At 67.4% G+C, this 25,356-nt stretch carries 33 protein-coding genes; 18 read left to right on the plus strand and 15 right to left on the minus strand.

The genetic code is table 11. From position 1 onward, the window contains the following. The first annotated feature begins 68 nt into the window (after nt 1–68). A complete protein-coding gene (locus tag ACFWUU_RS23520; protein WP_380178159.1) occupies nt 69–677 on the plus strand; it encodes an NAD(P)-dependent oxidoreductase in 609 nt (202 codons plus the stop codon). On the opposite strand, the gene ACFWUU_RS23525 is transcribed toward ACFWUU_RS23520, so the two are convergent. From ACFWUU_RS23525 to ACFWUU_RS23565, 9 genes are all read right to left on the minus strand, one after another. Beyond that, nucleotides 661–1,776, minus strand: a complete 1,116-nt coding sequence (locus ACFWUU_RS23525) for an SRPBCC family protein (RefSeq protein WP_380178161.1) — start codon at nt 1,774–1,776, stop codon at nt 661–663. The two genes, ACFWUU_RS23520 and ACFWUU_RS23525, sit on opposite strands and share 17 nt — an antisense overlap. A gap of 7 nt (nt 1,777–1,783) precedes the next feature. Further along, the gene (locus ACFWUU_RS23530) at nt 1,784–2,233 is read right to left on the minus strand and encodes an SRPBCC domain-containing protein (RefSeq protein WP_380178162.1); all 450 of its coding nucleotides are present in this window, start codon (nt 2,231–2,233) and stop codon (nt 1,784–1,786) included. After that, nucleotides 2,230–2,568 carry an ArsR/SmtB family transcription factor gene (locus ACFWUU_RS23535; RefSeq protein ID WP_380178164.1) on the minus strand — a complete coding sequence of 113 codons (339 nt, stop codon included), beginning with the start codon at nt 2,566–2,568 and terminating at the stop codon, nt 2,230–2,232. Before ACFWUU_RS23535 ends, ACFWUU_RS23530 begins: the two co-directional genes overlap by 4 nt. Nucleotides 2,569–2,608: 40 nt before the next feature. Continuing rightward, nucleotides 2,609–3,781: a glycoside hydrolase family 64 protein gene (locus ACFWUU_RS23540; RefSeq protein WP_380178166.1), complete on the minus strand. Its 1,173-nt coding sequence runs from the start codon at nt 3,779–3,781 to the stop codon at nt 2,609–2,611. A 123-nt stretch (nt 3,782–3,904) separates the two neighbouring features. Continuing rightward, nucleotides 3,905–4,444 (minus strand): DinB family protein, encoded by a 540-nt coding sequence (locus ACFWUU_RS23545; protein ID WP_380178168.1) that lies wholly within the window; start codon nt 4,442–4,444, stop codon nt 3,905–3,907. 45 nt (nt 4,445–4,489) lie between these two features. Beyond that, the gene (locus ACFWUU_RS23550; protein ID WP_380178170.1) at nt 4,490–5,659 is read right to left on the minus strand and encodes a DNA recombination protein RmuC; all 1,170 of its coding nucleotides are present in this window, start codon (nt 5,657–5,659) and stop codon (nt 4,490–4,492) included. A 40-nt stretch (nt 5,660–5,699) separates the two neighbouring features. After that, on the minus strand, nt 5,700–6,698 hold the full coding sequence (locus tag ACFWUU_RS23555) for a methyltransferase (protein WP_380178172.1): 999 nt from the start codon (nt 6,696–6,698) through the stop codon (nt 5,700–5,702). Nucleotides 6,699–6,721: 23 nt separating this feature from the next. Beyond that, nucleotides 6,722–7,495: a polysaccharide deacetylase family protein gene (locus ACFWUU_RS23560; RefSeq protein ID WP_380178174.1), complete on the minus strand. Its 774-nt coding sequence runs from the start codon at nt 7,493–7,495 to the stop codon at nt 6,722–6,724. Between the two features lie 80 nt (nt 7,496–7,575). Then, nucleotides 7,576–8,442 (minus strand): DUF817 domain-containing protein, encoded by an 867-nt coding sequence (locus tag ACFWUU_RS23565; RefSeq protein ID WP_380178176.1) that lies wholly within the window; start codon nt 8,440–8,442, stop codon nt 7,576–7,578. Nucleotides 8,443–8,508: 66 nt separating this feature from the next. On the opposite strand from ACFWUU_RS23565, the gene ACFWUU_RS23570 reads away from it, so the two are divergent. The 5 genes from ACFWUU_RS23570 to ACFWUU_RS23590 are packed head-to-tail and all read left to right on the plus strand — an operon-like array spanning nt 8,509 to nt 11,457. After that, nucleotides 8,509–9,039 carry a GNAT family N-acetyltransferase gene (locus ACFWUU_RS23570; protein ID WP_380178179.1) on the plus strand — a complete coding sequence of 177 codons (531 nt, stop codon included), beginning with the start codon at nt 8,509–8,511 and terminating at the stop codon, nt 9,037–9,039. A 43-nt stretch (nt 9,040–9,082) separates the two neighbouring features. Beyond that, on the plus strand, nt 9,083–10,159 hold the full coding sequence (gene ychF / locus ACFWUU_RS23575; RefSeq protein ID WP_380178182.1) for a redox-regulated ATPase YchF: 1,077 nt from the start codon (nt 9,083–9,085) through the stop codon (nt 10,157–10,159). An 11-nt stretch (nt 10,160–10,170) separates the two neighbouring features. Then, nucleotides 10,171–10,440, plus strand: coding sequence for a hypothetical protein (locus ACFWUU_RS23580; RefSeq protein WP_380178184.1), 270 nt, complete (start codon nt 10,171–10,173; stop codon nt 10,438–10,440). 26 nt (nt 10,441–10,466) lie between these two features. Beyond that, nucleotides 10,467–10,763, plus strand: coding sequence for a putative quinol monooxygenase (locus ACFWUU_RS23585; RefSeq protein ID WP_202877975.1), 297 nt, complete (start codon nt 10,467–10,469; stop codon nt 10,761–10,763). Nucleotides 10,764–10,767: 4 nt separating this feature from the next. Further along, a complete protein-coding gene (locus ACFWUU_RS23590) occupies nt 10,768–11,457 on the plus strand; it encodes a DNA-3-methyladenine glycosylase family protein (protein WP_380178186.1) in 690 nt (229 codons plus the stop codon). Nucleotides 11,458–11,459: 2 nt separating this feature from the next. On the opposite strand, the gene ACFWUU_RS23595 is transcribed toward ACFWUU_RS23590, so the two are convergent. Further along, nucleotides 11,460–12,386: a helix-turn-helix transcriptional regulator gene (locus ACFWUU_RS23595; protein WP_380178202.1), complete on the minus strand. Its 927-nt coding sequence runs from the start codon at nt 12,384–12,386 to the stop codon at nt 11,460–11,462. Between the two features lie 62 nt (nt 12,387–12,448). Here ACFWUU_RS23595 and ACFWUU_RS23600 point away from each other — a divergent pair, with 62 nt between their 5' ends. From ACFWUU_RS23600 to ACFWUU_RS23615, 4 genes are read left to right on the plus strand one after another with little or no spacing between them, the layout of a single operon-like run. After that, nucleotides 12,449–13,417, plus strand: coding sequence for an ATP-binding cassette domain-containing protein (locus ACFWUU_RS23600; RefSeq protein WP_380178204.1), 969 nt, complete (start codon nt 12,449–12,451; stop codon nt 13,415–13,417). Next, nucleotides 13,414–14,163 carry an ABC-2 family transporter protein gene (locus tag ACFWUU_RS23605; protein WP_380178208.1) on the plus strand — a complete coding sequence of 250 codons (750 nt, stop codon included), beginning with the start codon at nt 13,414–13,416 and terminating at the stop codon, nt 14,161–14,163. The genes ACFWUU_RS23600 and ACFWUU_RS23605 overlap by 4 nt, the downstream gene beginning before the upstream one ends. Next, on the plus strand, nt 14,160–14,939 hold the full coding sequence (locus tag ACFWUU_RS23610; RefSeq protein WP_380178211.1) for an ABC transporter permease: 780 nt from the start codon (nt 14,160–14,162) through the stop codon (nt 14,937–14,939). Before ACFWUU_RS23605 ends, ACFWUU_RS23610 begins: the two co-directional genes overlap by 4 nt. A gap of 43 nt (nt 14,940–14,982) precedes the next feature. Then, a complete protein-coding gene (locus ACFWUU_RS23615; RefSeq protein ID WP_380178213.1) occupies nt 14,983–15,708 on the plus strand; it encodes a class I SAM-dependent methyltransferase in 726 nt (241 codons plus the stop codon). Here ACFWUU_RS23615 and ACFWUU_RS23620 read toward each other — a convergent pair. The 3 genes from ACFWUU_RS23620 to ACFWUU_RS23630 are packed head-to-tail and all read right to left on the minus strand — an operon-like array spanning nt 15,695 to nt 17,969. Next, entirely contained in the window at nt 15,695–16,573 is an 879-nt protein-coding gene (locus ACFWUU_RS23620; RefSeq protein WP_380179055.1) for an aminoglycoside phosphotransferase family protein, read from the minus strand. The two genes, ACFWUU_RS23615 and ACFWUU_RS23620, sit on opposite strands and share 14 nt — an antisense overlap. 33 nt (nt 16,574–16,606) lie before the next feature. Next, complete coding sequence (locus ACFWUU_RS23625) at nt 16,607–17,284, minus strand: hypothetical protein (protein WP_380178216.1); 678 nt, start codon at nt 17,282–17,284, stop codon at nt 16,607–16,609. Between the two features lie 34 nt (nt 17,285–17,318). Then, on the minus strand, nt 17,319–17,969 hold the full coding sequence (locus tag ACFWUU_RS23630; protein WP_380178219.1) for a LysE family translocator: 651 nt from the start codon (nt 17,967–17,969) through the stop codon (nt 17,319–17,321). A gap of 159 nt (nt 17,970–18,128) precedes the next feature. On the opposite strand from ACFWUU_RS23630, the gene ACFWUU_RS23635 reads away from it, so the two are divergent. The 8 genes from ACFWUU_RS23635 to ACFWUU_RS23670 all read left to right on the plus strand — a co-directional run bounded on the left by ACFWUU_RS23635 (nt 18,129) and on the right by ACFWUU_RS23670 (nt 24,619). Next, complete coding sequence (locus ACFWUU_RS23635) at nt 18,129–18,305, plus strand: DUF5302 domain-containing protein (protein ID WP_165546335.1); 177 nt, start codon at nt 18,129–18,131, stop codon at nt 18,303–18,305. Between the two features lie 104 nt (nt 18,306–18,409). Beyond that, nucleotides 18,410–19,111 (plus strand): GntR family transcriptional regulator, encoded by a 702-nt coding sequence (locus ACFWUU_RS23640; protein WP_380178230.1) that lies wholly within the window; start codon nt 18,410–18,412, stop codon nt 19,109–19,111. A 96-nt stretch (nt 19,112–19,207) separates the two neighbouring features. Further along, nucleotides 19,208–20,293 (plus strand): TIGR03364 family FAD-dependent oxidoreductase, encoded by a 1,086-nt coding sequence (locus tag ACFWUU_RS23645; RefSeq protein WP_380178235.1) that lies wholly within the window; start codon nt 19,208–19,210, stop codon nt 20,291–20,293. Further along, nucleotides 20,290–20,967 (plus strand): phosphonatase-like hydrolase, encoded by a 678-nt coding sequence (locus ACFWUU_RS23650; RefSeq protein WP_380178238.1) that lies wholly within the window; start codon nt 20,290–20,292, stop codon nt 20,965–20,967. The genes ACFWUU_RS23645 and ACFWUU_RS23650 overlap by 4 nt, the downstream gene beginning before the upstream one ends. Beyond that, nucleotides 20,964–21,989 (plus strand): 2-aminoethylphosphonate ABC transporter substrate-binding protein, encoded by a 1,026-nt coding sequence (locus ACFWUU_RS23655; protein ID WP_380178245.1) that lies wholly within the window; start codon nt 20,964–20,966, stop codon nt 21,987–21,989. Before ACFWUU_RS23650 ends, ACFWUU_RS23655 begins: the two co-directional genes overlap by 4 nt. Continuing rightward, entirely contained in the window at nt 21,986–23,029 is a 1,044-nt protein-coding gene (locus ACFWUU_RS23660) for an ABC transporter ATP-binding protein (protein WP_380178253.1), read from the plus strand. The genes ACFWUU_RS23655 and ACFWUU_RS23660 overlap by 4 nt, the downstream gene beginning before the upstream one ends. Next, the gene (locus ACFWUU_RS23665) at nt 23,029–23,844 is read left to right on the plus strand and encodes a 2-aminoethylphosphonate ABC transporter permease subunit (protein ID WP_380178255.1); all 816 of its coding nucleotides are present in this window, start codon (nt 23,029–23,031) and stop codon (nt 23,842–23,844) included. Before ACFWUU_RS23660 ends, ACFWUU_RS23665 begins: the two co-directional genes overlap by 1 nt. After that, entirely contained in the window at nt 23,828–24,619 is a 792-nt protein-coding gene (locus tag ACFWUU_RS23670; protein WP_380178261.1) for an ABC transporter permease, read from the plus strand. The genes ACFWUU_RS23665 and ACFWUU_RS23670 overlap by 17 nt, the downstream gene beginning before the upstream one ends. Here ACFWUU_RS23670 and ACFWUU_RS23675 read toward each other — a convergent pair. Further along, nucleotides 24,579–25,028, minus strand: coding sequence for an SRPBCC domain-containing protein (locus ACFWUU_RS23675; RefSeq protein ID WP_380178264.1), 450 nt, complete (start codon nt 25,026–25,028; stop codon nt 24,579–24,581). The genes ACFWUU_RS23670 and ACFWUU_RS23675 overlap by 41 nt on opposite strands. Then, nucleotides 25,018–25,335, minus strand: coding sequence for a helix-turn-helix transcriptional regulator (locus ACFWUU_RS23680; protein ID WP_137258349.1), 318 nt, complete (start codon nt 25,333–25,335; stop codon nt 25,018–25,020). Before ACFWUU_RS23680 ends, ACFWUU_RS23675 begins: the two co-directional genes overlap by 11 nt. Nucleotides 25,336–25,356: the final 21 nt, after the last annotated feature.

A 25,356-nucleotide genomic window follows, 5' to 3' on the forward strand; every position in this document is an offset into this window, starting at 1 on the left:
TTATAGCACGTTGAAGTAGCCAGTTACCAATAGATACCGTTGCGGCGATCGCAGACGAGAGGACAACGATGAAGATCGCGGTGTACGGAGCAAGTGGCATGGTCGGGAGCCGGGTTGCGGCCGAGGCGGTGAGCCGCGGTCACGAGGTCACCGGCGTCACCCGGTCCGGCGCTGAGCTGCCGGCCGACGTCCGGGCGGTGCAGGCGAACGCCGACGACATCGCGTCGGCCAAGGAACTGGCGGCCGAATCCGACGCGCTCGTCGCGGCGATCGGGCCGAGCCGGACCGGCGGCAACCACCAGGAGTACCTCGACGCGGTCGACAACCTGATCGCCGCGGTGCAGGGGACATCGACCCGGCTGATCGTGGTCGGCGGCGCCGGCAGCTTGGTTGTTAACGGCAACCGTGTGGTGGACGGTCCGGACTTCCCGGCCGAGCACAAGGGTGAGGCGCTGACGGTCTCGCAGGCGCTCGAGAACCTGCGCGCGAGCGACGCGAACTGGACGATGCTGTCCCCGGCGTTCGTGATCGCTCCGGGTGAGCGCACCGGCGTCTTCCGCCTGAGTCTGGACGAGCCGGTCGGTGACCACATCTCCGCCGAGGACTACGCAGTTGCCCTGATCAACGAGCTTGAGACCCCGGCGCACATCCAGAAGCGCTTCACGCTGGGGTACTGAGCGGTTTGCCGAGGTAGCCGCGGGCCAGCATCGTCACCCACTGGTAGACGGCGTCCTCCGCGGGGGCCAGCGGTCCCGGGCGGAAGTGCGGGGATTCGGCGCCGCGCTGGACCGATTCGCAGGCGGCCCAGTCCTCGCGGTTGGTGATGTCCCAGAACTCCACGGCGTACGACGGATCCTTCACCTCGGGGCGGAAGTACCACGAGCACTCGATCGCGGTCAGGCTCGGCGTACGTGGCTCCATGCGATGGGTCATCACGTAGTCGGGGTGCAGCGAGATCAGCAGGTTGGGGAACAGGCCGAGGTAGTTGACCCGCCGTGGATCGACGCCGTCGATCATGACGCCATGGGACCGGCCGTCGAGTGACATCGTCTCGGCGTCCGGTCGCAGGTCCATCAATCCGCCGACCCATGCGCCGGGCAGGTTCCAGTTGTCGCCCGACGAGGGTGGCGAGACCTTGCACAGTTCGGGATGGATCAGCGGGCAGTGGTAGCACTCGTGGTAGTTCTCCACGATCGTCTTCCAGTTCGACGCCACGTCGTAGGCGTGCCGGGCCTTCAGAACAAGGGTTTCCGGCGCGTACGGCGCGACCAGCTCGGTCAGCCCGCCGACGTGATCCGCGAACGACGTCGCCGTACCGGTCGAGTTCACGAACAGCCAGCCCTGCCATACCTCGGCCGGTAGCTCGACCAGACCATACGGTTTGGTATGGAAGGAGTCGCCCATCCGCGGAGCGTTCTTCACCGAGCCGTCGAGCTCGTACGACCACCCGTGGTACGGACACACGACGGCCCGTCGATCGCTGGTCTCGTCCCGCTCCAGCAACTCGTGGCCGCGATGCCGGCACGTGTTCGCGAACGCCCGCGGCCTCTCGCCGAACGTCACGATGGTCGCGATATCGCCGACCGTCACCTCGCGGTACGTCGTACCGTCGGCCAACTCGTCGACGCGGCCGAGGCAGGTCCACGTCCCGGCGAAGAAGTGCCGGCGTTCCCAGGCGAGTACGGCGGGATCGGTGTACGCCTCGCGCGGCAGCATGACCGATTCACCATGCGGCCGCAGCGAAGCCTCCAGAGCACGGGCGTCAAGCGGAGTCATGTGCCCACTATCGGGCGAACTCCACGTACTTGCCCAGCACGTAATCCCAGCCCGTGTCGTAGCCCACGCGAGCCCGGGCACCGTCGCCGCGACGTTCCCAGCCCGAGTGCACGAGTTGTACTTCGGTCCCGTCGCCGGTCGGCGTGAACGTGACGGTCACCTGACCGGCTTCGGCCGGTTCACCGCCCGGATGCCAGCTGAAGCCGACCGTGGTCGGCGGGTCCCAGTCCGACACCGTGCCCCAGGTCGCGAGCTCGCCCTCGGCGCCGTACTCGACGATGCGGCCGCCGACAGCGCCTTCCATCCGTACTTCGTTCGCCGCCGCCTCGCCGACCGAGTGGCTGAACAGCGGCCACCACGCCGACGTCTCCGCGGTGAATGCCTCGAACGCCCGCTCGACGCCGACCGGCACGACAACGGTCTTCACCAGCGGCGAGATGTCTTGCTCCACACTCATGTCCGTTCCTCCTCGATCCGCCTGACGTGGTCGGCGTACGCATCGAGTGCGTCGCCCCAGAATCGGTCGAGCCAGCTGCGCAGCTCGTCGAGACCGGACTGGTGGACCCGGTAGATGTTCCGGGTGCCGCGCGACTCGTGCTGCACCAGACCGACCGCCCCGAGCACCTTCAGGTGCTGCGAGATCGCGGGGCGGCTGACGGGCACGTGCTCGGCCAGAACACCGACCGAGCACGGCCCGCCGGTCCGCAGTGTCTCGAGGATCACCCGGCGCGTCGGGTCGCCGAGCGCATCCAGCACCGGGCCTGCCGCTTCGAGTGATCCGTAAGTTCCCACGAACGGTAAGTTGCCACTAACGAACTGAGGAGTCAAGCTCTCAGTTGAACGGATCGAGGATCAGGCCGGCCTGCTGCGGGTTGCCGTCGTGGACGAGCGCCTCGTGGTTGCCGACGTCGTCGAAGGCGAACCCGTACGCGCGGCCGTCGGCCATCTGGGCGTGGATGTTCTTCGAGTAGTGGTTGGTGACCGCATCGGCGTAGAAGTTCGAGTCGTTGGGGTCGGGCTGGTTCGGGTTCGACAGCAGCGTGGAGCGGTTGTAGCCCGCGCACAGGGTGCGGGAGATCGGCCCGCGGACCTGGTCGTTCGGTGCGTCGAGCAGGTTGAAGCAGCCGAACACGCTGGCCGAGTCAGGCTTTTGGAACGATGTGACGACCGCGCCGGAGCTGTTGGTGAAGTTCATGACGTTGCCGGACACGCGGCCGAAGTACTTGGTGTTGGGCTGGTCGCCGAACGGCGTGACCGTCAGCGTCTCCGAGCTGTACTTCGACCAGACCCGGTTGATGTAGTCGTCCATCGCGCTCGCCGGCAATGCGCCGGTCTCGACGCCGTACAGCGGGGAGAGTGCCCGGAGCTTCGACCCGTCAGGCGCGGTCTGGATCAAGCCGCCCCATCCTGCGGCGGAGAGTGCGTTGTAGACGGCGTTGTAGCCGCCGGCCTTGAGGTGGCCGGTCGTGTTGCCGTTGACGCTCACGGCGTACGGCGCGGAGAACATGTCGACCTGCGTGCTGTTGATCCACAGCCCGCCGTCGTTGAGCGTGTACTCCGACCAGCTGAACAAGATGTTCCGGTTGGGATCGCTCGGGTTCTGTACGGCGGGCTGCACCAGGCCGCCCGTCGTCAGTTTGAACACGAGCTTCTGGCCGTACGAGAAGTACACCCGGCCGGAGAACTTCGGCATCTGGATCGTCACGGACTGGCCGTTGCCCGGGCCCGCGATCGACGCGTCCGGCGCCGGGGTGGGTGGGTTGCCGCCGGCCGGCCAGGCGTGGAACGTGCCACTCGCATCGGCCCAGCCCTGTTGACCGGTCGCCAGGTTCGTGCCCAGGTTGTAGATGTAGACCGCGTCGCCGCGGCCCGAGTTGTTCGTGATCGTCAACGGGATCGTCGCCGGTACGGCGGCATCGGCCGGCCGGTCCGCGTGCGCCGACAGCACACCGGCCACGGTCGCGGCGGCCGCGACGACAGCCAGCATTCGTGTTCTGAACCGCATGGTTCCTCCTCACGTCGGCCCCCCGAGAGAGCGCTCTCATCGTGTCGTGAGGTGACCACCGACTGTCAACAGCCCACCACTGTCGGCTTTCCGACAGTGTGGGCTGCTGCGTCGACGCGTGGGCTAGGCCTCCGGGATGCCTTCGCCGGTGAGGCCGTCGATGGATTCCCGGATCAGGTCGGCGTGGCCGGTGTGGCGGGCGTACTCCTCGATCAGGTCGACCAGGATGTAGCGCAGGCTCGGCGACTCCCCACCGCGCCCGGTCCAGTGGGCCAGCTGGTCGACGCCGCCGTTGGCGAGCACCTCGGCGACCGCGGCACGGGAGCGCTCGACGGACGCCTCCCACAGCGCCATCAGGTCCTCGGGCGAGTCGTCGGCCGCGCTGTGCCATTCCCAGTCCGGGTCGGCGTCCCAGTCGACCGAGTCCCATGGCGCGCCAAGCTCTTTGCCGAGCAGTCGCCGGGTGAAGTACTCGTCCTCGACCAGCGCGAGGTGTTTGAGCAATCCGCCCAGCGTCACCGTCGACGGCGGGTGCTGCTTGTTCAGCCCGGCCGAGTCCAACCCGCCGCATTTCCAGGCGAAGGTACGGCGATTGCGCTCGAGTGCACCTACCAGCGTGTCGGCTTCGGTGCCGGCGACCGGCGGTCCGGTGAGGATGTCCATGGTGGGAGGCTATCCGCGGTTCCGGACGATCGCCGTCCGGAACATTTACCCGGCTTGAGTGGGCGGCCAATGTCTGGTGGGCTGCGGATCCTCGATCGCCAGGAACTCGGGCGCGGTGAGCGGCCGGACCGAGGCCTCGATCGACTCCATCGCGGTCAGCTCGGACTCGGTGACGTGCAGATCGCGAAGCTTTCGGGCGGTGATGAAGACCCGACGCTCGAACGAACCGACCGTACCGTTGTAGGCCTCGACCGCAGACGTCAGCGACCGACCGACCCGGCCCAGATGCTCGCCCATCGTGCTGAGCCGCTCGTACAGCTCCCGGCCGAGCTCGAACACCTGCTGAGCAGACTCGGTCAGCGCCGACTGATTCCACGCGTACGCCGCGGCTCGCAGCGTCGCGATCAGTGTCGTCGGCGTTGCCAGGATCACGCGGCGCTCAGCGGCGTACTCGAGCAGGGACGGCTCCGTGTCGAGAGCGGCGGAGAGGAACGACTCACCGGGCACGAACAGGATGACGAACTCGGGCGACGGTGACAGCCGCGTCCAGTACGCCTTCGACGACAGCTGATCGACATGCGTCCGCAGATGACGTGCGTGCGCGCGCAACCGATCCTCGCGGAACGCCTCGTCGTCGGACTCGCTCGCATCGAGGAACGCGGCCAGCGGCACCTTCGAGTCGACGACGATGTTCTTGCCCTCGGCAAGCCTCACGACCAGGTCAGGCCGCAGTACGCCGTCCTCGCCGAACGTCGTCGTCTGCTCGGTGAAGTCGCAGTGCGCGACCATGCCGGCCAGCTCGACGGTACGGCGCAGGTGCAGCTCGCCCCATCGGCCGCGGACCTGGGGTTTTCGCAGCGCAGTCGACAGCGACGCCGTCTCGCGACGTAATGCCTCGCCGCTCATCCGCACTTCATTGACCTGTTGATGCAGCTGGCTCTGCCAGGCGGCGCGGCCCTTCTCGAGCTGATTCAGCTGCGCGTGCAGGCGATCCAGCGCATCCTTGACGACGGCCTGCCCGCCCATCTGCTGGCCGACAGACGTCCGCTCCTGCGTCAGCTCGACCACACGATCCTCGGCCGCGTCGCGCTCAGCTGTGATCCGGGCGAGCTTGGCGCCATCGCGCCCGCGCACCCACAACACCCCGAAGGCAGCACCCAGCAGCAGCCCCACCGCGAGGAAGAGCAGCACCAACAACACCGTCGTACCGGACATGTCACTGATAGTGCCGAAGCCCACCGACAGTTTCTGCGAACTATGCCTGGTGCCGGGGTGTCGCCTCGATGATGAAGGCCAGGGTGGCCGTGGGCACGATGTCGGTGAGCTCGAGGTCGGCCGCGGCGAGGAGCGCCCGGTACTCGTCCGTCGTACGTTCGCGTCCGCCGGTCATGATCAGCATGTTGACGTCGGAGAACGCCGTCGCCACGGCGTCGGGGGAGCGGTCCAGTAATTGCTCGACCAGGAGCACGCGACCGTCGTCGGTCACGGCGCGACGGCAGGTGCGGAGGATCTCGATCGACTCGGTGTCGGCCCAGTCGTGGATCACCGACTTCAGGACCAGCAGGTCGCCCGACGGAACGCTGTCGAAGAAGTTGCCTCCGACGACTGTGCAGCGGTCTGCGACTCCGGCGAGCAGGTCGCCGGCACCTGCCACCACGTCGGGCTGATCGAACAACACTCCTTCGGCTGACGGATTGCCCTCGAGGATCGCAGCCAGCAACCGCCCGCGACCGCCGCCGATATCGACAACGGTGCGATGCCGGCTGAAGTCGTACGCCGCGGCGACTGCATCGGCTACCGCATCCGACCTGGAGGTCATCGCCGCGTCGAACGCCGCCTGCTCGTCCGGATGCTTGGCGCGGTACTCCCACACCGGCTCCCCGTGCACCGCCGTGAAGGCGGTCTCGCCGGTGCGCACGCTGTCTTCGAGCCCCGCGCACGCCGCCCAGTGCGACCCCGCGCCGATGAACCTGGCCCAGCCGGCGACGGAGCGCGGCGCGTCGACCCGCAGCGCTGCGCCGAGCTCGGTGTTCGCGAAACCGTCACTGTCGGCTGTGTAGAGGCCGAGTGCGGTGAGCGCGTGCATGAGCCGGCCCAGCGCCTGCTCGTCGGCGCCGGTGGCCGAGGCCAGCTCGGTCAGGCTCTTCGGGCCGGTCGCGATCAGGTCGCTGATGCCGAGCCGGGCAGCGACGTGGATCGCCTGTGTGACTTGGTAGCCCGCGGCCAGGCGCTGAAGCTGCTGAGAAGCATCCATGGCGCATTGTGCGCCGGTACAGGTCAGCAGTCCATGGCTGCGAACGAGTAGCCCTGGGCCTTCAGCAGCGCGAGGACCTTGTCGAGGGCCGCGACGGTCTGGGCGCGGTTACCGCCGCCGTCGTGCATCAGGATGACGTTGTGGTTGTGCGCGTGGGTCATGATGTTGTGCACGATCGCGTTCGTCCCGGGGCGGGCCCAGTCGCGCGGGTCGACGTCCCAGAGCACCTGGACCATGCCGGCCGCCCTGATGTCGGCGCGGACCCTCGGGTTCGTGGCGCCGTACGGCGGGCGGAAGCAGGTCGACTGCGGACCGTCGAAGATCTCGTGGTGCCGCTTCGCCGCCGACAGGATGGTCAGCTGCGGGTGCGTGATCGAGTGACTGCCGATCGTGTTGCCGGCGGCAAGCACCTGCTCGCGCAGACCGGGGTGCGCGGTCTGCATCGAGCCGAGCTCGAAGAACGTTGCGTGGGCGCCGTGCTTCGCGAGCACCTGCAGGACCTTCGGGGTCCAGACCGGGTCCGGTCCGTCGTCGAAGCTGAAGAACAGCACCTTTTTGTTGCCTGTGGCAATCGCTGCGGTCGGGTTCGGCGCCGGCTTGCGCGGTGTCGACGGCGGTGCGTTCAGTGTCGGGGTGTCGGTCGGTGTCGGCGACGGCGTGACGGACGTCGAGGTCTGCGTGGTCGCCGCGGCCGGCTTGGGCTGGCGTTGATGGCCGAGCGCCAGGACCAGGAGCGATCCGACGACGACGGCCAACGCGACACCGGTCGCGACGAAGGCGGCGAACTTACGCGACATGACAATGCTCCCCTTGCGGATCGGGCGGTTGTTCCCCAGCAACAGCTCCCCCTCAGGAGCCTCACACCCTTGAAGACGCCTTACCTGTCAGCATGGTTGGCGTCGTGATGTTGCGGTGCGATCTCGACTGTTGCAGCCGTGCCACGGTGGTACAGCCGGCCCTCGAGCGACTTCACGCTGGCGACCAGCACGAAGCTCATGCTGACCAGCAGCGACCACGCGCCGAACTTCGCGGGGTGTACGAGATGCCACACGTTGACCTGGTCCGGGTAGTTCCACGCGTCGAGGAACGTGCCCGCGTTCTCCGCGATCCACAAGAAGAATCCGATCAGCGCGAACGAGACCGCGAGCGGCATGCGATACCGGCGTACGCCGACGGTGAAGAAGACCCAGGTACGGCGCAGCACGATCAGCAGGCCGAGTGCGATCGGGATGCGCAGGTCGGGCAGCCACTGATGGGTGAAGAAGTTCGCGTAGATGAGGACCGCGAAGATCGTGGTCAGGAACGGGCGGTAGTTGCTGACCCGGAGGTCGAACCGTCGCCATGCCTGACACAGGTAGCTGCCGACCGCGGCGTACATGAATCCGGCGAACAGCGGTACGCCGGCGATCTTCGTCACCGCGTCGCCCGGGTACTGCCACGAGCCGACGCGGACCTTGAACAGCTCGAGCCCGAGGCCGACCAGATGGAACCCGAAGATCACCGCGACCTCGCGCCACGTCTCCAGGCGGATCACCCAGAACAGCAACGTCAGGCCGATGCAGTAGATCAGCAAGGCGTCGTACCGCGCGATCGGCAGGTCGACGTACTTCGAGATCGCCAGCCCCGCGAACAGGAACGCCGGGAACAGGCAGGACACCAGTTCCAGGCAGCCGAAGCGCAGGAATTGCAGGCAGGCGAACACGAAGCGTGAGGGAATCCCGATGCGATCCGTCCAAGTGGTCACAGACTGGAGACGTTGCTTGCGATCGCCTGGTTGGGACAAATAAGAACAGCCTTGGGAGGTGTCGCGATGGATCCGAAGGTTGTGTACGAGACCGACCGGCTCGTGGTGCGCGATTGGGTGGACACGGACGGGGACCGGGTGTTCGACATCTACCGGCGCTGGGAGGTCTCGCGCTGGCTGGGCGCTGCGCCGCGGGTGATGACGGACCGGGACGCGGCCGGCCGCACGATCCAGCGGTGGAACGAGCGCAACCGCGATACGACGTACGGCGTCTGGGCGGTCGAGGAGCGGCTGACCGGGACGGTCGCGGGGACTGTATTACTCGCGCCGCTGCCCGAGCCGTCGGACGGTAGCGCGAGCCGTGGGGAGGTCGAGGTCGGCTGGCATTTCCATCCGGACGCGTGGGGCCGCGGGCTGGCGACCGAGTCGGCGCGGGGCGCGATCTCGCACGGGTTCAAGGCGGGAGTGGGGGAGATCTACGCGGTGGTCAGGCCGGACAATGTGGCGTCGCTGGCCGTGTGTGGGCGGCTGGGGATGCGCTCGCTCGGCCGAGTGGATCGTTGGTACGGCGCCTCCCTGGAGGCCTACGTCACCTGACGGATTGGGGTACTTCGGTGTTCGCCGCGTAACCTTGACGCCCGTGGCACTCACCATCGGAATCGTCGGGCTCCCCAATGCGGGCAAGTCCACCCTGTTCAACGCGCTGACCAAGAACGACGTGCTCGCCGCGAACTACCCGTTCGCGACCATCGAGCCGAACGTCGGGGTGGTCGGCGTACCGGATGCACGGCTGGGCAAGCTGGCCGAGCTGTACTCGTCCGCGAAGGTGATTCCAGCCACCGTGCAGTTCGTCGACATCGCCGGCATCGTCCGCGGCGCGTCGGAGGGTGAGGGGCTGGGCAACAAGTTCCTCAGCCACATCCGCGAGTCGGACGCGATCTGCCAGGTCACCCGGGTGTTCCGCGACGACGACGTCACCCACGTCGACGGCAAGGTCTCGCCGTCGGACGACATCTCCACGATCCAGACCGAGCTGATCCTCGCCGACCTGCAGACCGTCGAGAAGGTGATCCCGCGGCTGGAGAAGGAGGCCCGGCTGAAGAAGGAGTCGGTCGCCGTACTGGACGCGGTCCGGGAGGCGCAGAAGTACCTCGAGGCCGGTACGCCGATCATCGCGACCGACGTGGACCGTGACGCGATCCGCGAACTGATGCTGATGACCGCCAAGCCGTACCTGTACGTCTTCAACTGTGACGCCGACGAGCTCGCCGACGAGTCGTTGAAGCAGCAGATGCGGGACCTGGTGGCGCCGGCCGAGGCGATCTTCCTCGACGCGAAGTTCGAGGCCGAGCTGGTCGAGCTCGGTGACGAGGACGAGGCGCGCGAGATGCTCTCCGAGATGGGCATCGAGGAGCCGGGTCTCGACGTACTGGCCCGCGTCGGCTTCGACACGCTGGGCCTGCAGACCTACCTGACGGCCGGCCCGAAGGAATCCCGGGCCTGGACCATCAAACGTGGCGCCACCGCGCCCGAGGCAGCCGGCGTCATCCACACCGACTTCCAGCGCGGCTTCATCAAGGCGGAGATCGTCTCGTACGACGACCTGATGGAAGCCGGCTCCATGAACGCGGCGCGCTCCGCCGGCAAGGTCCGCATGGAAGGCAAGGACTACATCATGCAGGACGGCGATGTCGTGGAGTTCCGCTTCAACGTGTAGGACTTACGGACATGGCAGACCTGCAGCAGTTCGAAGACGCCTACGACCGCGCCGAAGCGGCGTACGTCGATGCTTTGCGCGCGGACCTTCCTAGGGCGAAGCTGATGGATTTGGCAGGCGCGGTGGCGGCTGCCGCGGCCGAATTCAACACCGAGGCCTATCGCGCCTTCCACACCGCATCCGGAGATGACCGCGAAGAGCTGGACAGGTTGACCGACCTGACCGAAACCCTCGGTGAGCTCTGGACCGATATTCACACTGCCTACCAGGGCCTGTCCTGATCCTGCCAGTGAGAGAAGATCGAAGCGTGAGCCAACTGCAAGCCATTGCCCGCTACGACGTCCCTGCGGAGAATCACGATCGCGTGCTCGAGCTGCTGCGACAGCTCGCCGAGGCGAGCCGAGCGGAGCCGGGGAATCTCGCCTTCGACATCTTCGAAGACATCGACGACCCGACCCGGATCGTTCTGCTCGAACGCTATGTGTCGCGGGACGCGTTTGCTGCCCACCGCGAAACAGATCACTTCCGCGACCTGGTCCTCGGGCAGATCGTGCCGCTGCTGACCAGCCGCACAGTCGAGCAACTCGACGCCGAAGACCAGTGACCTGGTGGCGGCCTACCAGGCTTTGACCGAGTTGGAGCCGGCATTTCGCGTTCTCCTCGATCGGTATGGCGAGGTGGATCCGTTCGTCTGGCACGACGGAGGCCGCACCGGCACCAGCAACTTCGCCGCGATGGCGCTGCATATCACCGGCCAGCAGATCTCGACTCGCGTGGCGTTCACGGTCTTCGATCGGATCAGCACGCTCGTGGGCGGTACGCCGACCCCACAACGAATCGCGGCCGTCGAGTTCGACCGGCTCCGGGCGACTGGTCTGTCGAACGCGAAGACTCGTTACATCCAGTCGCTTGCCCGTGCGCAGCTGGACGGCGCGATCGACCTGGAGAACATGGATGACCTCAACGATGCCGCCGCTGTCGAACAGCTGATCGCACAGCCAGGCATCGGACGGTGGTCGGCCGAGATGTTTCTCATCCATCAGCTCCACCGCGCCGACGTTCTCCCAGCTGGAGACGTCGGCATCCGCCGGGGCATCCAGCTGCTGTGGCAGCTCGACCAACCGCCCACCATCCCGGACACCGTCGACCGCGCTCGCGCATGGTCCCCCTACCGCAGCTACGCGGCGGCGCTCCTATGGCGCTCGCTGGCCCCCGCAGACCAACTCGCCGACCCCAAAGAACGAGAAGTCGCCCGGCAAGAAGCCAATAACAGAGCCGGCGGTTCTCGGGAGGATTGAGGTCAGTGTGATTCGGCGATCTGCTGGGCTGCTTCGTGGATGAGGGTTATTAGTTCTGGGGGGTCCAGGACTATGGCGGCGCCGGCTTGGGCCAGTACCGCGGCTCGGGCTTCGTGGGGGTTCTCCAGGTCGGTGTGGATGATCCACCAGTTGTTGTCGGTGGGGAGCATTGGGGTGGTGGGGCGGAAGCGGTGTACGGCGTGGTCGCGGACTTTGAGGGTTATCGGGTAGGAGGGGCGGGAGGCCTGGAACTCTCGTTGGGATTGGGTCCAGTAGGTGGCCAGGTCGAACGTGGGGGGTCTGGTGAAAGGGATGGTGGTGAGGGTGGCTGAGGTGAGGCGGGAGAGGCGGTAGGTGCGGAGGCGGCCGTCGGTGCGAGCTGCTACGAGATACCAGGTACGTGCCTTGGCCACGAGACCTAAGGGATCGACTTCGAATGGTTCAGTGCCGTCTGCATAGGTGATCGCGAGCCGCATCTCCTCCCAGAGGGCTTCGCGGCAGAGGGTCAGCCAGCGGGGGGTTTCGCGGCGGTCGTCCCAGCCGGCGTGGTCGATGAGGAGGCGTTGGCGGGCGTACTCGGCTTCGCGGCGGGTGCCCTCGGGGAGGGAGGCGATCAGCTTGGTGACGGCCAGGTCGCTGGAGGCGTCGAGGCCCAAGTCGGCGAGCACATGTGCGGTGGCGCCTACGAAGACGGACATGACCTCGGACGGCGTGAGCCCGGTGAGGCGGGTGCGGTAGTCGGGGAGGAGGGCCCAGCCCCCGCGGCGGCCGCGGATCGAGTAGATCGGGACGCCGGCCAGGCTGAGGACCTCGAGGTCGCGCTGGATCGTGCGCGGTGAGATGTCGAGCGCCTCCGCCAGTTGCGCGACCGTCGTCTGGCCGCGGGTCTGCAGGTACAGCAGGAGCCGGAGGAGCCGTTCTGCGCGCATAGCTCGACTATCTCAGGAAAATAAGCCATGGATGGGCGTCTTTTCTTCCTACGGTCGCCCAGATGACTGCCGTCCAGGTCGAGAACCTCTCGATGTCGTACAAGGCCCCGGTCCGCAAGGGCGGCCTCCGGGCCGCGCTCGGCTCGCTGGTCAAACGCGAGTACAAAACCGTCCAAGCCCTCGATCAGGTCTCGTTCACGATCGCGCCGGGGCAGGTGTCCGGCTTCATCGGACCGAACGGCGCCGGCAAGACCACGACGATGAAGATTCTCTCCGGGATCCTGCACCCGACGAGCGGCGAAGTCCGCGTCCTCGACACGATCCCGTGGCAACGCCGCTCGACCTTCCTCAAGCGGATCGCGTTCGTCCGCGGCAGCCAGCCGGTCGGCGGATCGCAGGAGCTGACCGTGATGGACTCGCTCGAGTACCAGCGCCTGCTGTACGACGTCCCGCGCGCGACATTCCGCCGTACCCTCACCGACCTCGAAGCGCTTCTCGACCTCGAACCGCTGCTGGAACGACAACTCCGCGCCCTCAGCCTCGGCGAACGGATGCGGGTCGGCCTCGCGATGGCGCTGATCTACCGCCCTGAGGTGCTGTTCCTCGACGAGCCGACGATCGGCCTCGACGTCAGCGCCGCGAGCCAGATCCGCGAGTTCGTCTCGGAGTACGTCGAACAGACCGGGGCGACCATACTCCTGACCAGCCACTACATGGCCGACGTCGCGTCCCTCTGCCCCCGCCTGATCCTGATCGACCACGGCAAGGTCCAGTACGACGGCCCGCTCGCGGAGCTGTCCGCGCGACTGTCGCCGTACAAGCTGATCCGCGTCTCCACCCAAGGAGACCCGACCGCGTTCGGCGAGGTGATCGAGAAGGCCGACGGGCAATGGGTACTGCGGGTGCCGCGCGACGAGGTGGCGGCGACGACCGGACGGTTGCTGCAGGCAATGGAAGTCGTGGATCTCGCGGTGGAGGAGCCGCCGTTGGAGAAGGTCATCGACCAGGCGTACCGCGAGGGGCTGCGATGAGAACCGCGGTACTGCTTGGATTCCGGCTCCGCCAAGAGGTGCTGGAATGGTCCGGCGCGTGGTGGTTCCTCCTGACACTCGTCGTGCAGGCGGTCGTCGCGCCGTTGATCGGGCTGTTCGTGTGGTCGGCCGTCTACCCGGACGATCCGACCATCGCGCGGTACTACGTCGCGATCATCCTGGTGACGCTGATGACCGAGTCGTTCGAGCAGCACACGTTCTCCGAGCGGATCTACGACGGGACACTCAGCCACGAGTTGCTCCGCCCACAGCCGGTCGTGATCGGCGTCATCGGGATGAATCTCGCCATCCGCGCGTGGCTGACGTTGCTCGGGGCACCGATCGTGCTGCTGACCGGGATCGCGCTGCGGGTCGGCTTCGACTGGTCGGCGGTGTTGCGGAGTACGCCGTACATCCTGCTGGCCGCGGTCCTCGTGTTCCTGTGGACGTTCCTGCTCGCGCTGACCGCGTTCTGGACCGATCGCGTGCACGCGGTTGTGGGGTTCGGTAGCCAGTTGGTGTTCCTGTTCGGCGGTACGGCGGCGCCGATCGGACTGCTGCCGGATACGTGGCGCCGGATCGCGGAGGTGCTGCCGTTCTACGGGATGAACGGTCTGCCGGCCGAGATCGCCTCCCGGGGCAGCGGCTCAATGGTTTATCAACTGATCTGGGTGGTGGTGCTGGTGGCTGTCGTCGCGGTCGTTTGGCGGATCGGCGTACGGCGGTACACGGCGGTGGGATCGTGAAGCTGCTCCGGCTGGTAGGTGTGGGTTTCTCGATGGCGGTGCGGCGGAGCGTCGCGTTCCGGGTCAACCTGGTGTTCGACGTAGTCCTCGCGTTCACAGGCCTTGGTACGGCGGTGGCCGCCGTGCTGATCGTGTTCACGCGCGCGGACACGCTGGCCGGGTGGTCGAAGGCGGAGTTCCTGGTGCTGATCGGGACGTATCAGCTGATCACCGGGCTGCGCGGGACGTTCATCGATCCGAACCTGTCGTGGTTCCCAGAGACAGGCATCCGGAACGGGAAGCTCGACGTGTATTTGTTGCAGCCGGCATCGAGTCTGTTCCTGGCCAGCCTGTCGTTGTCGTCACCGCTCGCACTGATCCAGTTCGTACTGGGCATCGGAGTGCTGGGCTGGGGCATCGCCGGTCAGTCGCTGAGTGTCGCCGGGGTGGTCAGTTGGTTGGTGCTCGTCGCGGCGGGGCTCGTCGTCACATGGGCGCTGAGCGTCCTACTCGCCTGCCTGGCGTTCTGGGCTCCGAAGCTTCAGCTGGACGTGTTCTTCCACTCCGCTTGGCAGCTAGGTCGCTACCCCACGGACGTGTTCGCACGACCGATCCGCGTAGTCCTCACCTACGTGTTCCCGATGGCACTGATCGCCTCGGTCCCATCAGCCGCGTTCCTCCGCGGGCCGCAGGCCGGCGTACTGGTCGGCGGCGTCCTTGCAGCCGGCGTCGCGGCTGCGTTGGCCGTGCTCGCGTGGAGTGCAGGGTTGCGGCGTTACACCGGAGCGACGTCGTGAAATGCGGTCGCCGGGCCGGATGAGGTGGGTTAGCGTCGCGGGCATGGTTGATGCCTTGTTCGGGGTGCCTCGGTTGGTGGCGGTTTATGACTTGCTGGATGCGGGGCGGGGGGATCTGGAGCATTACGTCGCGATGGTGGGGGAGTTCGGGGCGCGGCAGGTGCTGGATGTGGGCTGTGGGACGGGGGAGCTGGCCTGCTGGCTGGCACGTATCGGGGTGGACGTTGTCGGGGTGGATCCGGCCGAGGCCTCGTTAGAGGTTGCTCGGGGCAAGGAGTTTGCCGATCGGGTGCGGTGGATCCACGGGGATGCGACGACGTTGCCGCCGTTGCAGGTGGATCTCGCGGTGATGACGGGGAACGTGGCGCAGGTGTTCCTGACTGATGAGGACTGGGCGGCGACGCTGAGCGGCGTACATGCGGCCTTGAAGCCTGATGGGCGGTTCGTGTTCGAGACGCGGGATCCGGCGCGGCGGCAGTGGGAGGAGTGGACGCGCGAGCCGACGCATCAGGTGCAGCCGGTGCCGAGCGGTGGGACGGTGGAGGTTTGGAGCGAGCTGGTCGATGTCGAGCTGCCGTACGTGACGTTCCGGGGTACGTACGTGTTCTCGTCCGATGGCGCTGTGTTCACGTCGGATTCGACGTTGCGGTTCCGGGGGCGGGATGAGGTCGAGGCGTCGCTGGCGGCGGCCGGGTTTGCGGTTGACGAAGTACGTGAGGCTCCGGATCGGCCGGGCAAAGAGTGGGTGTTCGTGACTAGGCGGCTTTGAGCAGCGCGGTCAGCGTGTGGTGGGCGGTGCGGGACATGACCGGGTTGGTCTCGACGTAGTACCAGAGGCAGCCGATCGCCTGCGCGAACGACCAGCCCATCCCGCGGCGCCACTCGGCGTCGTCGCTGCCGAGGGTCTTGCGGAAGGCCTCGCGTGCCGTGGGGTCGAGCAGGTTCCACGCGGGCTGGAGATCCATCGCGGGGTCGGAGACGGTGAACGTGCCGACGTCGATGACGCCTGCGAGCCGGCCGTCCTTGACGAGCAGGTTGCCGGGCATGAGGTCGCGATGGGTCCAGGCGTCGGGCTCGGTGCGTTCCGTCGTACGGAGGTCGGCCCACAGCCGGGCGAGTCCGTCGACGTCGATCATGCCGCGGCTGCGCTCCAGCCCGTCCGCGACGGACTCGTCCTGCGAGGTGAGTACGCCGCCGCGCCAGGCGCCGGTGAACACTCGCCCTTCGGTCGGCTCGGCGCGCAACGCCAGCACGAATCGCGCCAGATCCTCGGCGAACGCGGTCGATCCGGCGACGTCCGCGTCGTACGCGATCGTCCCGTCGATCCAGCTGTAAATACTCCAGGGCTGTGGATAGTCGAGGCCCGGCGCACCGATCGCGATCGGCTCCGGTGTCGGGTACGGCGAGATGCTCCGCAACCGCCGGGCTGCGTCGGCCTCGTCCTCGAGCTCAGCCCGCACCCCACCGGGCAGGATCGGGAATCGCGCCACGAGCTCGTTGCCGATCCGGAACAGCGCGTTGACCGTCCCGTGCGACGGCACCGGCCGGACCGCGAGCCCGCTCCACTCCGGGAACTGCGAGCGGACCAGTCCCTCGACCAGCTCGACCGTCACGTCCAGTTGACCCGCATGCATCACCACGCGCAGCAGTATCCGGGAGGCATCCGGCTACTGCACGTCAATTAGCAGAGCCGGGGCGACGCGCGCCGACCCGATGCCGCGGTCGGGTTTGCCCAACCGGTACCGAACCATGCCCTTCAATACGGTCCCGGATTCGGCCTGCCCGTCGACCAGTTCCTCGCCGGGGAACAGCGTGAACGTCCAGCGCTCGTTGTGCTCACAGTCGGGCGGCGTCGCCCCACACTGCAACACGCGAGCACCCCACAGCTGTCGAGTCATCCACTGCCGCGTGTCTTGTCCAAGTACGACGAAGTCGTCGGACGCGGTCACGTCGTTGTAGCTGCCGAGCGAAGGACCGTAGGACCCGATGACACTCACGACCAGCTGCCACGGCCGGGTCGCTGGCAGCGCGACGCCGGCGGGCAGACGCTTATCGAAGACATCACTGCCCCGCAGTTCGGTGGGGAGCGGCCGGCGGGTGTCGAGGAAGTGCGGGTCGGGCACGAGCAGTACGCCGTACTCGACCTCGTCGGCGAAGCGGGCGCCGGCGAAGTGCTTGGTGAGCGCGTTCGTCGCCTCTTCGGCCCGCTCCCAGGTCTCCGGCGAGAACTCCGCCAGCAGATAATCGCGAGTGATCTCGGGCAGACCACGCGAGCGGACGAGCGCGACGATCGGCTCGCACGCACTCCAGCCGGACGTGGTCAGACGATCGATCTGCGTGGTCATCCCGCCCGACGTTAGATGCCCCTACCGACAGTTCTCAGTGGGAGGCGAGCGGGCGGGCTCGGTCCGTGGCCAGGCGGACGGCGAAGACTGCGAGCGCGGTGCCCATGACATACCGGTGGATGCGCATCCAGGTCGGGCGCCGAGAGAGGAAGACCGCAACGGAGCCGGCGGTGATCACGAAGACTGCGTTCATGACGACACCGACCGTGAGCTGGGTGAGGCCGAGGACCAGGCTCTGCAGGCCGAGATGACCGCGGGACGGGTCGAGGAACTGAGGGAGCAGCGAGATGTAGAGGATCGCGATCTTCGGGTTGAGCAGGCAGGTGAGCAGGCCCATGCCGAACAGCTTGCGTGGGCGGTCGGGCGCGAGCTCCTGCGTGGCGAAGACCGACGTACCGCCGGGGCGGAGTGCGTTCCAGGCGAGCCAGAGCAGGTACGCCGCGCCGGCGAGCTTCAGCGTCACGTAGATCTCGGGGACGAGCGCGAACAGGGTCGCGAGGCCGGCGCTGGCCGCGAGCAGGTAGACGAGGAAGCCGATGCCGACGCCGGCCAGCGAGATCAGCCCGGCGCGACGGCCCTGGGCGATCGAGCGGGACACCAGATAGATCATGTTCGGCCCCGGCACGATGACCAGGCCGAGCTCGACCAGCGCGATCCCGAGCAGTGCCTCGTTGCTCACCAGCATTGCGTTTCCCTCCGACGGCGTACCAGGGAACTTAACAGCGCGGCCCGGATCGCAGCCGGGGTTTTCCACAGGTGAGATTGGTGGTATTCCAGTCGCGGTTCTCGTTCACCCTCGGTTAGCGTGGGGTGCGTACGCCTGACGGTTTGTGAAGGAGACGGTATGAGCGACAAGTCCAGCGAGCCGGCGGACGATCTGCAGAAGAAGTTCCGGGAAGCGCTCGAGAAGAAGAACGCCGGGAAGCACACGCATCCGGGATCCGGGGTGCGCGGGCAGGGCGTCGGCGACGCGCACAACGACAAGCAGAAGCGCCAGTTCAGGCGCAAGTCCGGCAGCTGAAGACCGCCACTGTCCATCCATCCGCATGAGCCTCGGGTTACCGCCCGGGGCTCGACCTTTGTCGGGCCCGGATGTGGAGCCTGGGCTCGACTAGAGTCGGTTGGGTGAGCGTTCCGCTGCATTTCGTGGTGAAGACCCGGCTGGTCGAGGTGGTCGAGGGTCTGGGCGAGGGTGCGGCGTTGCCGCCGGAGCGGGTGCTCGCGAAGGAGTTCGGGGTCTCCCGCTGGACGATGCGGCAGGCGATCCGTGAGCTGATCGCGGACGGGCGGCTGCGGGCGCGCCAGGGGCAGGGCACGTTCGTCGCGACACCGAAGCTGGTGCAGCCGCTCGCGCTGGTGAGTTACACGGAGGCGCTCCGCGCGCAGGGGCATACGCCGGGGCGTGAGGTGGTCGCGTTCGACGAGCTGGCCGCGGATGCAGAACTGGCTGAGAAGCTCGACATTGCCGAGGGTGAGCCGGTGCACCGGCTGGAGCGGGTGCTGTTCGCGGACGGGCAGCCGATCGGGCTCGAGACGACGTACCTCGCGGTCGAGCGTTTCCCGACGCTGAAGGAGGTACTGGACCCGACCGGCTCGCTCTACCGGTGCCTGACCGATCAGCTCGGGGTGCGCTTCGGCGAAGGCGAGGAACTGGTCGAGACCGTCATCGCGACCCCGCGCGAAGCTGAGCTGCTGAAAGCCACTCAGTCGCTCCCGATGCTCCTGCTCCACCGCACCAGCCGAGACGCCAGCGGCCGCCCCATCGAAGCCGTCCGCTCCCTCTACCGAGGCGACCGGGTCGGATTCCGCGCCACCCTCCGCCCCTGATCCAGCTGTTCGCCGCGGGTTCATCCTGCGGTCGATCCGTTCGCACGTCCTCTTCATTGGTCCGGACCAATCTTTGGTCGGACGAGAGGAGCGGGTGTGCGGGTGGTTGTGGTGGGTGGAGGTGTCCTGGGCACGTTCCACGCCTGGGAAGCGGTACGGCGGGGCCACGAGGTGGTCCAGGTCGAGCGCGAACTCGAGGCCCGTGGAGCCAGCGTCCGGAACTTCGGACTGGTCTGGGTCAGCGGGCGTGCTGACGGCGCCGAGGTCGAGTTGGCGCAGCGGGCGCGGGACCTGTGGGCGGAGCTGCCCGGGATCGGCGTACGGACGGTCGGTTCGCTGACGGTTTGCCGGAGCGACGCCGAGTTGGCGGTTGCCAAGGAGGCGGCCGCCCGGCCGGATGCGGCGGCGCGTGGGTTTCAGGTGCTCGACGCTGAGCAGACCCGGGAACGCAACCCGGCGTTGAAGGGCGACCTGCAAGGTGCGCTGTGGTGCGCGCGGGATGCGATCGTCGAGCCGCGTGAGGTGTTGCCGGCGCTGCGTACCGAGCTGACGAAATCGAACCGCTACCAGTTCCTCGGGGGACGGGAAGTGCGCAACGTGCAGGACGGCCGGATCGTCGACGACCACGGCGACACCCACTCGGGCGACCTCATTTTCCTCTGCACAGGCGCCTGGCACAGCGGGCTGATCCGCGAGCTCACCGACGACCTGCCCGTACGGCGGGTGCGCCTGCAGATGATGCAGACCGCGCCGCTCGACGACACGCTCACCACCGCCGTCGCGGACGGGGACAGCTTCCGGTACTACCCGGCGTACAAGGCCGATGACCTGCCGGCGCAGACCCCCATCGCCGCGGAGCACAAGATGCAGCTGCTGATGGTGCAACGCAACCACGGCGGGCTGACGATTGGCGACACCCACGAGTACGACGAGCCGTTCGCGTTCGACGTACGGAGTGAGCCCTACGACTACCTGCGGGACACGGTCGAGAGCATCCTCGGACGCGAGCTGCCCGCGATCACCCATCGATGGGCAGGCGTGTATTCGCAGGCGACGAGCGACGAGGTCGTCGTACGGCGGGAAGTTGCCGAGGGCGTGCATCTGGTGACCGGACCGGGTGGTCGCGGGATGACCATGTCGCCGGCGATCGCTGAGGCAACCTTCGAAGGGATCGGCGCATGATCCAGCTCGCAGTGCTCGACATGGCCGGTACGACGGTTGCCGACGACGGGCTCGTGGAGCAGGCGTTCACCGCGGCGATCGGTGCCCAGGGCATCGAGCCGGGCACACCGCAGTACGAGCGGATGATCGCGCATGTCCGCGCGACCATGGGTGAATCGAAGATCACCGTCTTCCGCGCGCTGCTCGAGCGCGAGGAAGCGGCGCAGGAGGCGAACCAGGCGTTCGAGGAGGCCTACAACCGCCTCATCGACGGGCTGAAGCCGATCGACGGCGCCGAGGACGCGATCCGGCAACTCAAGGACGCCGGCATCAAGGTCTGTCTGACCACCGGCTTCTCCGAGACCACCCAACACCGAATCCTGACCGCACTCGGCTGGCAGACGCTGGCCGATCTCACTCTCTGTCCGGCCCAGGCGGGCCGGGGCAGACCGTACCCGGACATGGTGCTCAAGGCGCTGCTCGAGCTGACGGCCGACAGCGTGGCGAACGTGGCCGTGGCCGGCGATACCGCCTACGACATGGCGACGGGGATCCGGGCCGGTGCCGGGATCGTGGCCGGCGTCCTGACAGGTGCCCACGGCAAGCAACAGCTGGATGCCGCGGGTGCGACGCATGTACTCGAGTCGGTCCGGGAACTGCCCGGCCTGCTCCTCGATCGAAGGCTGGAGAAGTGAAGGCACTCAAGACCCTGCTCGCCGCCACCCTGTTGCTCACGGCAACCGCTGCTTGCGGCGGGACCGGAGCCGCGTCCACCGGCGACGGCGCCAAGAAGACTGTCACCGTGTACACCGCCGACGGCCTGGCCGACTGGTACAAGACCCGGTTCGACGCGTTCACCCAGAAGACCGGGATCAAGGTCCAGACGGTCGAGGCCGGCTCCGGTGAGGTGGTGTCGCGGATGCAGAAGGAGAAGTCGAACCCGCAGGCCGACGTCGTCGTGACGCTACCGCCGTTCATCCAGAAGGCCTCCGCGGACGGTCTGCTGCAGAAGTACGACGTTCCGGGCGAGGATCATGTGAAGGGCGTGAAGGGTGACGACTACGTCACCGTCGTCGACAACTACCTGTGCTTCATCGCCAACCAGCAGGCCGGTACGCCGAAGACGTTCGACGACCTGCTCGACCCGAAGTTCAAGGGCAAGCTGCAGTATTCGACGCCGGGTCAGGCGGGTGACGGTACCGCCGTACTGCTCCTGCTCCAGCACCTGCTCGGCAAGCCGGGTGCGCTCGACTACCTGAAGAAGCTCGAGGCGAACAACGTCGGCCCGTCGGCGTCGACCGGCAAGCTGCAGCCGAAGGTCAGCAAGGGCGAGCTGCTGGTCGCGAACGGCGACGTACAGATGAATGCGGCGTCGATCGCCAACGACAAGTCGGCGTTCAGCATCTTCTTCCCGGCGGGTGCGGATGGGAAGAAGAGCACGCTGGCGCTGCCGTATGTGATGGGTCTCGGGGCTGGTGCGCCGAACGCGGACGGTGGGAAGCAGTTGATGGAGTACCTGCTGTCGACCGATGCGCAGGAGACGATCTCGAAGGACGCGTTCGGGGTGCCGGCGCGGGATGACGTGAAGCCGACCGATGCGAACTTCCAGACGGTCGAGAAGGTGACTTCCGGGGTCGAGGTCTGGCAGCCCGACTGGTCTGCCGTGCTGAGCGACCTGGACGCTGATGTGGCGGCGTACACGAAGGCTGTGGGATGACGGTTCAGCTCGAGGACGTCACGGTTCACTTCGGCCGGACGTGCGCGCTGGAAGGGTTCGACCTGAGCGTCGCGGCCGGTGAAACGGTCGCGTTGCTCGGGCCGTCCGGGTCGGGGAAGTCGACCGCGCTGAAGGCCGTGGCCGGGTTTGTGCGGCCGACGCGGGGGCGGATCCGGCTGGGTGGGAACGATGTGACCGATCTTCCGCCGGCGCGGCGGGGGATCGGGGTGGTGGTCCAGCAGTACGCGCTGTTCCCGCATCTGCGGGTGGCGGACAACGTGGCGTTCGGGTTGCGGGCGGCGCGTAAGCCGAGGGCGGAGGTGGCGCGGCGGGTCGGCGAGATGCTCGAGATGGTGGGGATGACGGAGTACGGGCGGCGCTTTCCGCGGGAGTTGTCCGGTGGGCAGCAGCAGCGGGTCGCGATTGCGCGGGCGCTGGCGATCAAGCCGTCGGTGTTGCTGCTGGACGAGCCGCTTGCGGCGCTCGACGCGCAGTTGCGTGCGGACATGCTCGGGGAGCTGCAGAAGTTGCGGCGTGAGGTGCCGGATATTGCGATCGTTTACGTCACCCACGACCAGTCGGAGGCGCTGGCGCTGGCGGACCGGATCGCGGTGATGCGCGATGCTCGACTTGTCGACATCGCGCCGGCTGCTGAGTTGTACGCCGCTCCGCCGTCGGCCTTCACCGCGTCGTTCCTCGGTGGGGCGAACCTGCTGCCGGTGTCGGTGGACGACGGTGCCGTGAAAGTCGCAGGCACCGTCATCCCAGGACTGAAACCAGCAGAAGGCAAGAGCCTCCTGTGCATCCGCCCCCACGCAATCCGCCTGGAGGCACCCGGCGCGGCGGGGTTGGTGGGGCGGGTTGTCGGGGCTCAGTGGCGGGGGGCTTCGAATCAGGTTACGTGTGTTGTTGATGGGCTGGCGGATGTGGTGGTGCGGGTGGATGTGCCGGCGGATCGGCGGGTGCCGGAGTTGGGGGCTGGTGTGGTGATGGTTCTGCCTGGTGAGGCGTGCAGTTTGGTGCCGGCGGGGGTGGGGTGATGGCTGTTGAGGCGTTGGGGGCGACGGTTGTTGTTGGGCGGCAGCGGCGGCGGGATGGCAAGTGGTTGTGGGTGTTGCCGCCGTTGGTGCTGATTGCGGTGCTGGTGGTCTATCCGTTGGTGCTGGTGGCGATCGAGTCGATTCCAGCCTGGGGTGACGTGGTTGGCTCGGCGGAGTTCCGGGATGCGTTGGTGCGGACGGTGCAGATCGCCGTGAGCTCGACGATCGGCTGTCTCATCGTCGGGACGTTCCTCGCGGTCGTCATCAGCTTCGTGCCGTTCCCGGGCGCGCGGGTGGTTGCCGGCCTCGTGGACACGATGCTCGCGTTGCCGTCGTTCCTGGTCGCGTTGTCGTTCACGTTCATCTACGGCACGACCGGCATCCTCCGCGCCGGCGGCTTCCTCACCTCGCCCTGGGCCGTCGTACTGGCCGAAGTCACCTTCTACACCCCGTTCGTCATGCGTCCGTTGCTAGCAGCAATGAGTCGGCTGCCGCGAGCACAGCTCGACGTCGCAGCCAGTCTCGGCGCCGGCCCCTGGCGCGTACTGCGACAAGTCGTCCTGCCCGAAGTACGCCCGGCACTCGTCGCAGGCGGCAGCCTCACGCTCCTGCTGACGCTGAACGAGTTCGGCATCGTCCTGTTCCTCGGCGCGAAAGGCACGACCACGTTGCCGATGCTCGTCCACACCAAGGGCATCGTCATGTTCGACTACCCGGGCGCCTGCGTAATCGCAGTCGTCCAGATCGCACTGTCGCTCGGCCTGTACGCCGTACTGCGGATGGCACTGGGAGGTCGTCGTGCTCGTCTGGACTAGGACCGGTAAGGCGATCGTCTGGACCGCGTTCGCAGTGGTGTTCGGGCTGCTTGTGCTGCTGCCGTTCCTCGTGGTGATCGCGGCCGCGTTCGCCGGCTCATGGAACGGCGTACTGCCATCAGACCCGACCGGCGATCACCTACGACAGGCATTGTCGGGTGACGAGCTCGCCTCGTTGTCGGTGAGCTTGCAGACCGCGTTCCTGGGCGGCTTGCTCGCCGTGGTCTTCGGGACCTGGGGAGCGATGGCGGCCCATGGCACCCGGTTCGCACGAGTTGCGGACGCCATGCATCACCTGCCGATCGCCGTACCGTCGGTGGTGGTCGGGCTCGGACTGCTGGTCGCGTTCTCCCGCCAACCAGTGCTGCTGAACGGCACCAAGTGGATCGTCGTGATCGCGCACCTCGTGCTGATGGTTGCCTTCAGCTACGGAACGGTTGCCGCGGCGCTGCAACGAGTCGATCCGTCGTACGCCGAGGTCGCCGCCTCGCTCGGTGCTTCGCCGGCCCGCGTGCTGTGGCGGGTGCGGCTGCCCATGCTGCTCCCCGCGATCTCCTCGGCGGCCGGACTGTCCGTCGCGTTGTCGATGGGTGAGGTCGGCGCCACGATCATGGTGTACCCGGCGTCGTGGCGGACGTTGCCGGTGAGCATCTTCGCGCTGACCGACCGCGGCCAGGCGTTCGTCGCCGCGGCCGAGGCCGTCGTGTTGCTTGCGACAACCGTCGTACTCGTCGTCATCCTCGATCGGCTGCGGGGTCGGGCTGTGGAGCGGTAACCGAATCGAGCAGGTCGGCCAGCCGGGTCAGCTCGGGATCCCAACCCAGCTGGTGGTTGGCGGCGTCCTCGGCGTCGGCGAAGCCGGTGTGGCTGAGCACCATCCGGGTGCCGTCGGCAACTTCTGTCAGCTCGACCTCGACCCGGGTCGGCTCGTCCTCGGTGCCGTCCCATTTCCAGCTGAACACCAGTCGGCTCGGCGGCTGCACCTCGAGGTAGCTGCCGCGCACCACGTGCGGCCCCATCTCGACGACATACTCGCCGCCGACCCGGACGTCGGCCTGCACCTTCAGGTCGAGCTTGGGGTTCGGGCAGTACCACCGGGCCAGCAGCTCGGCGCGCGTCCAGGCGTCGTACACCCGTCCGATCGTTGCCGGAAGCACCCTTTCGATCCGGATCTCAGCGTCCATCGTCGTCCCCTCGCAAGAGTTCTTCCAGCCGGTCCACGGTGCTGTTCCAGTACGTCGTGAGGTCGCCGAGCCACTGCTCCACCTCGGAGAGCGCCTCCGGCCGGAGCGTGCACACCACCGTCCGCCCGACCCGCCGCCGGCGCACCAGACCCGCGTCCACCAGCACGCCGACGTGCTTGGTGATCGCGGGTGGGGTGATCCGGTGCGGCTCGGCGAGCTCGCCCATCGTCGCGTCGCCCCGACTCAACCGGCTCACGATCGCCAGCCGGGTCGGGTCCGCGAGCGCTCCGAACGTCCTCGTCAGCACCTGCAACACTTCACCAGGTGG

Origin of the sequence: Kribbella sp. NPDC058693 (genome assembly GCF_042715335.1) — a bacterium.
Lineage (GTDB): Bacteria > Actinomycetota > Actinomycetes > Propionibacteriales > Kribbellaceae > Kribbella > Kribbella jiaozuonensis.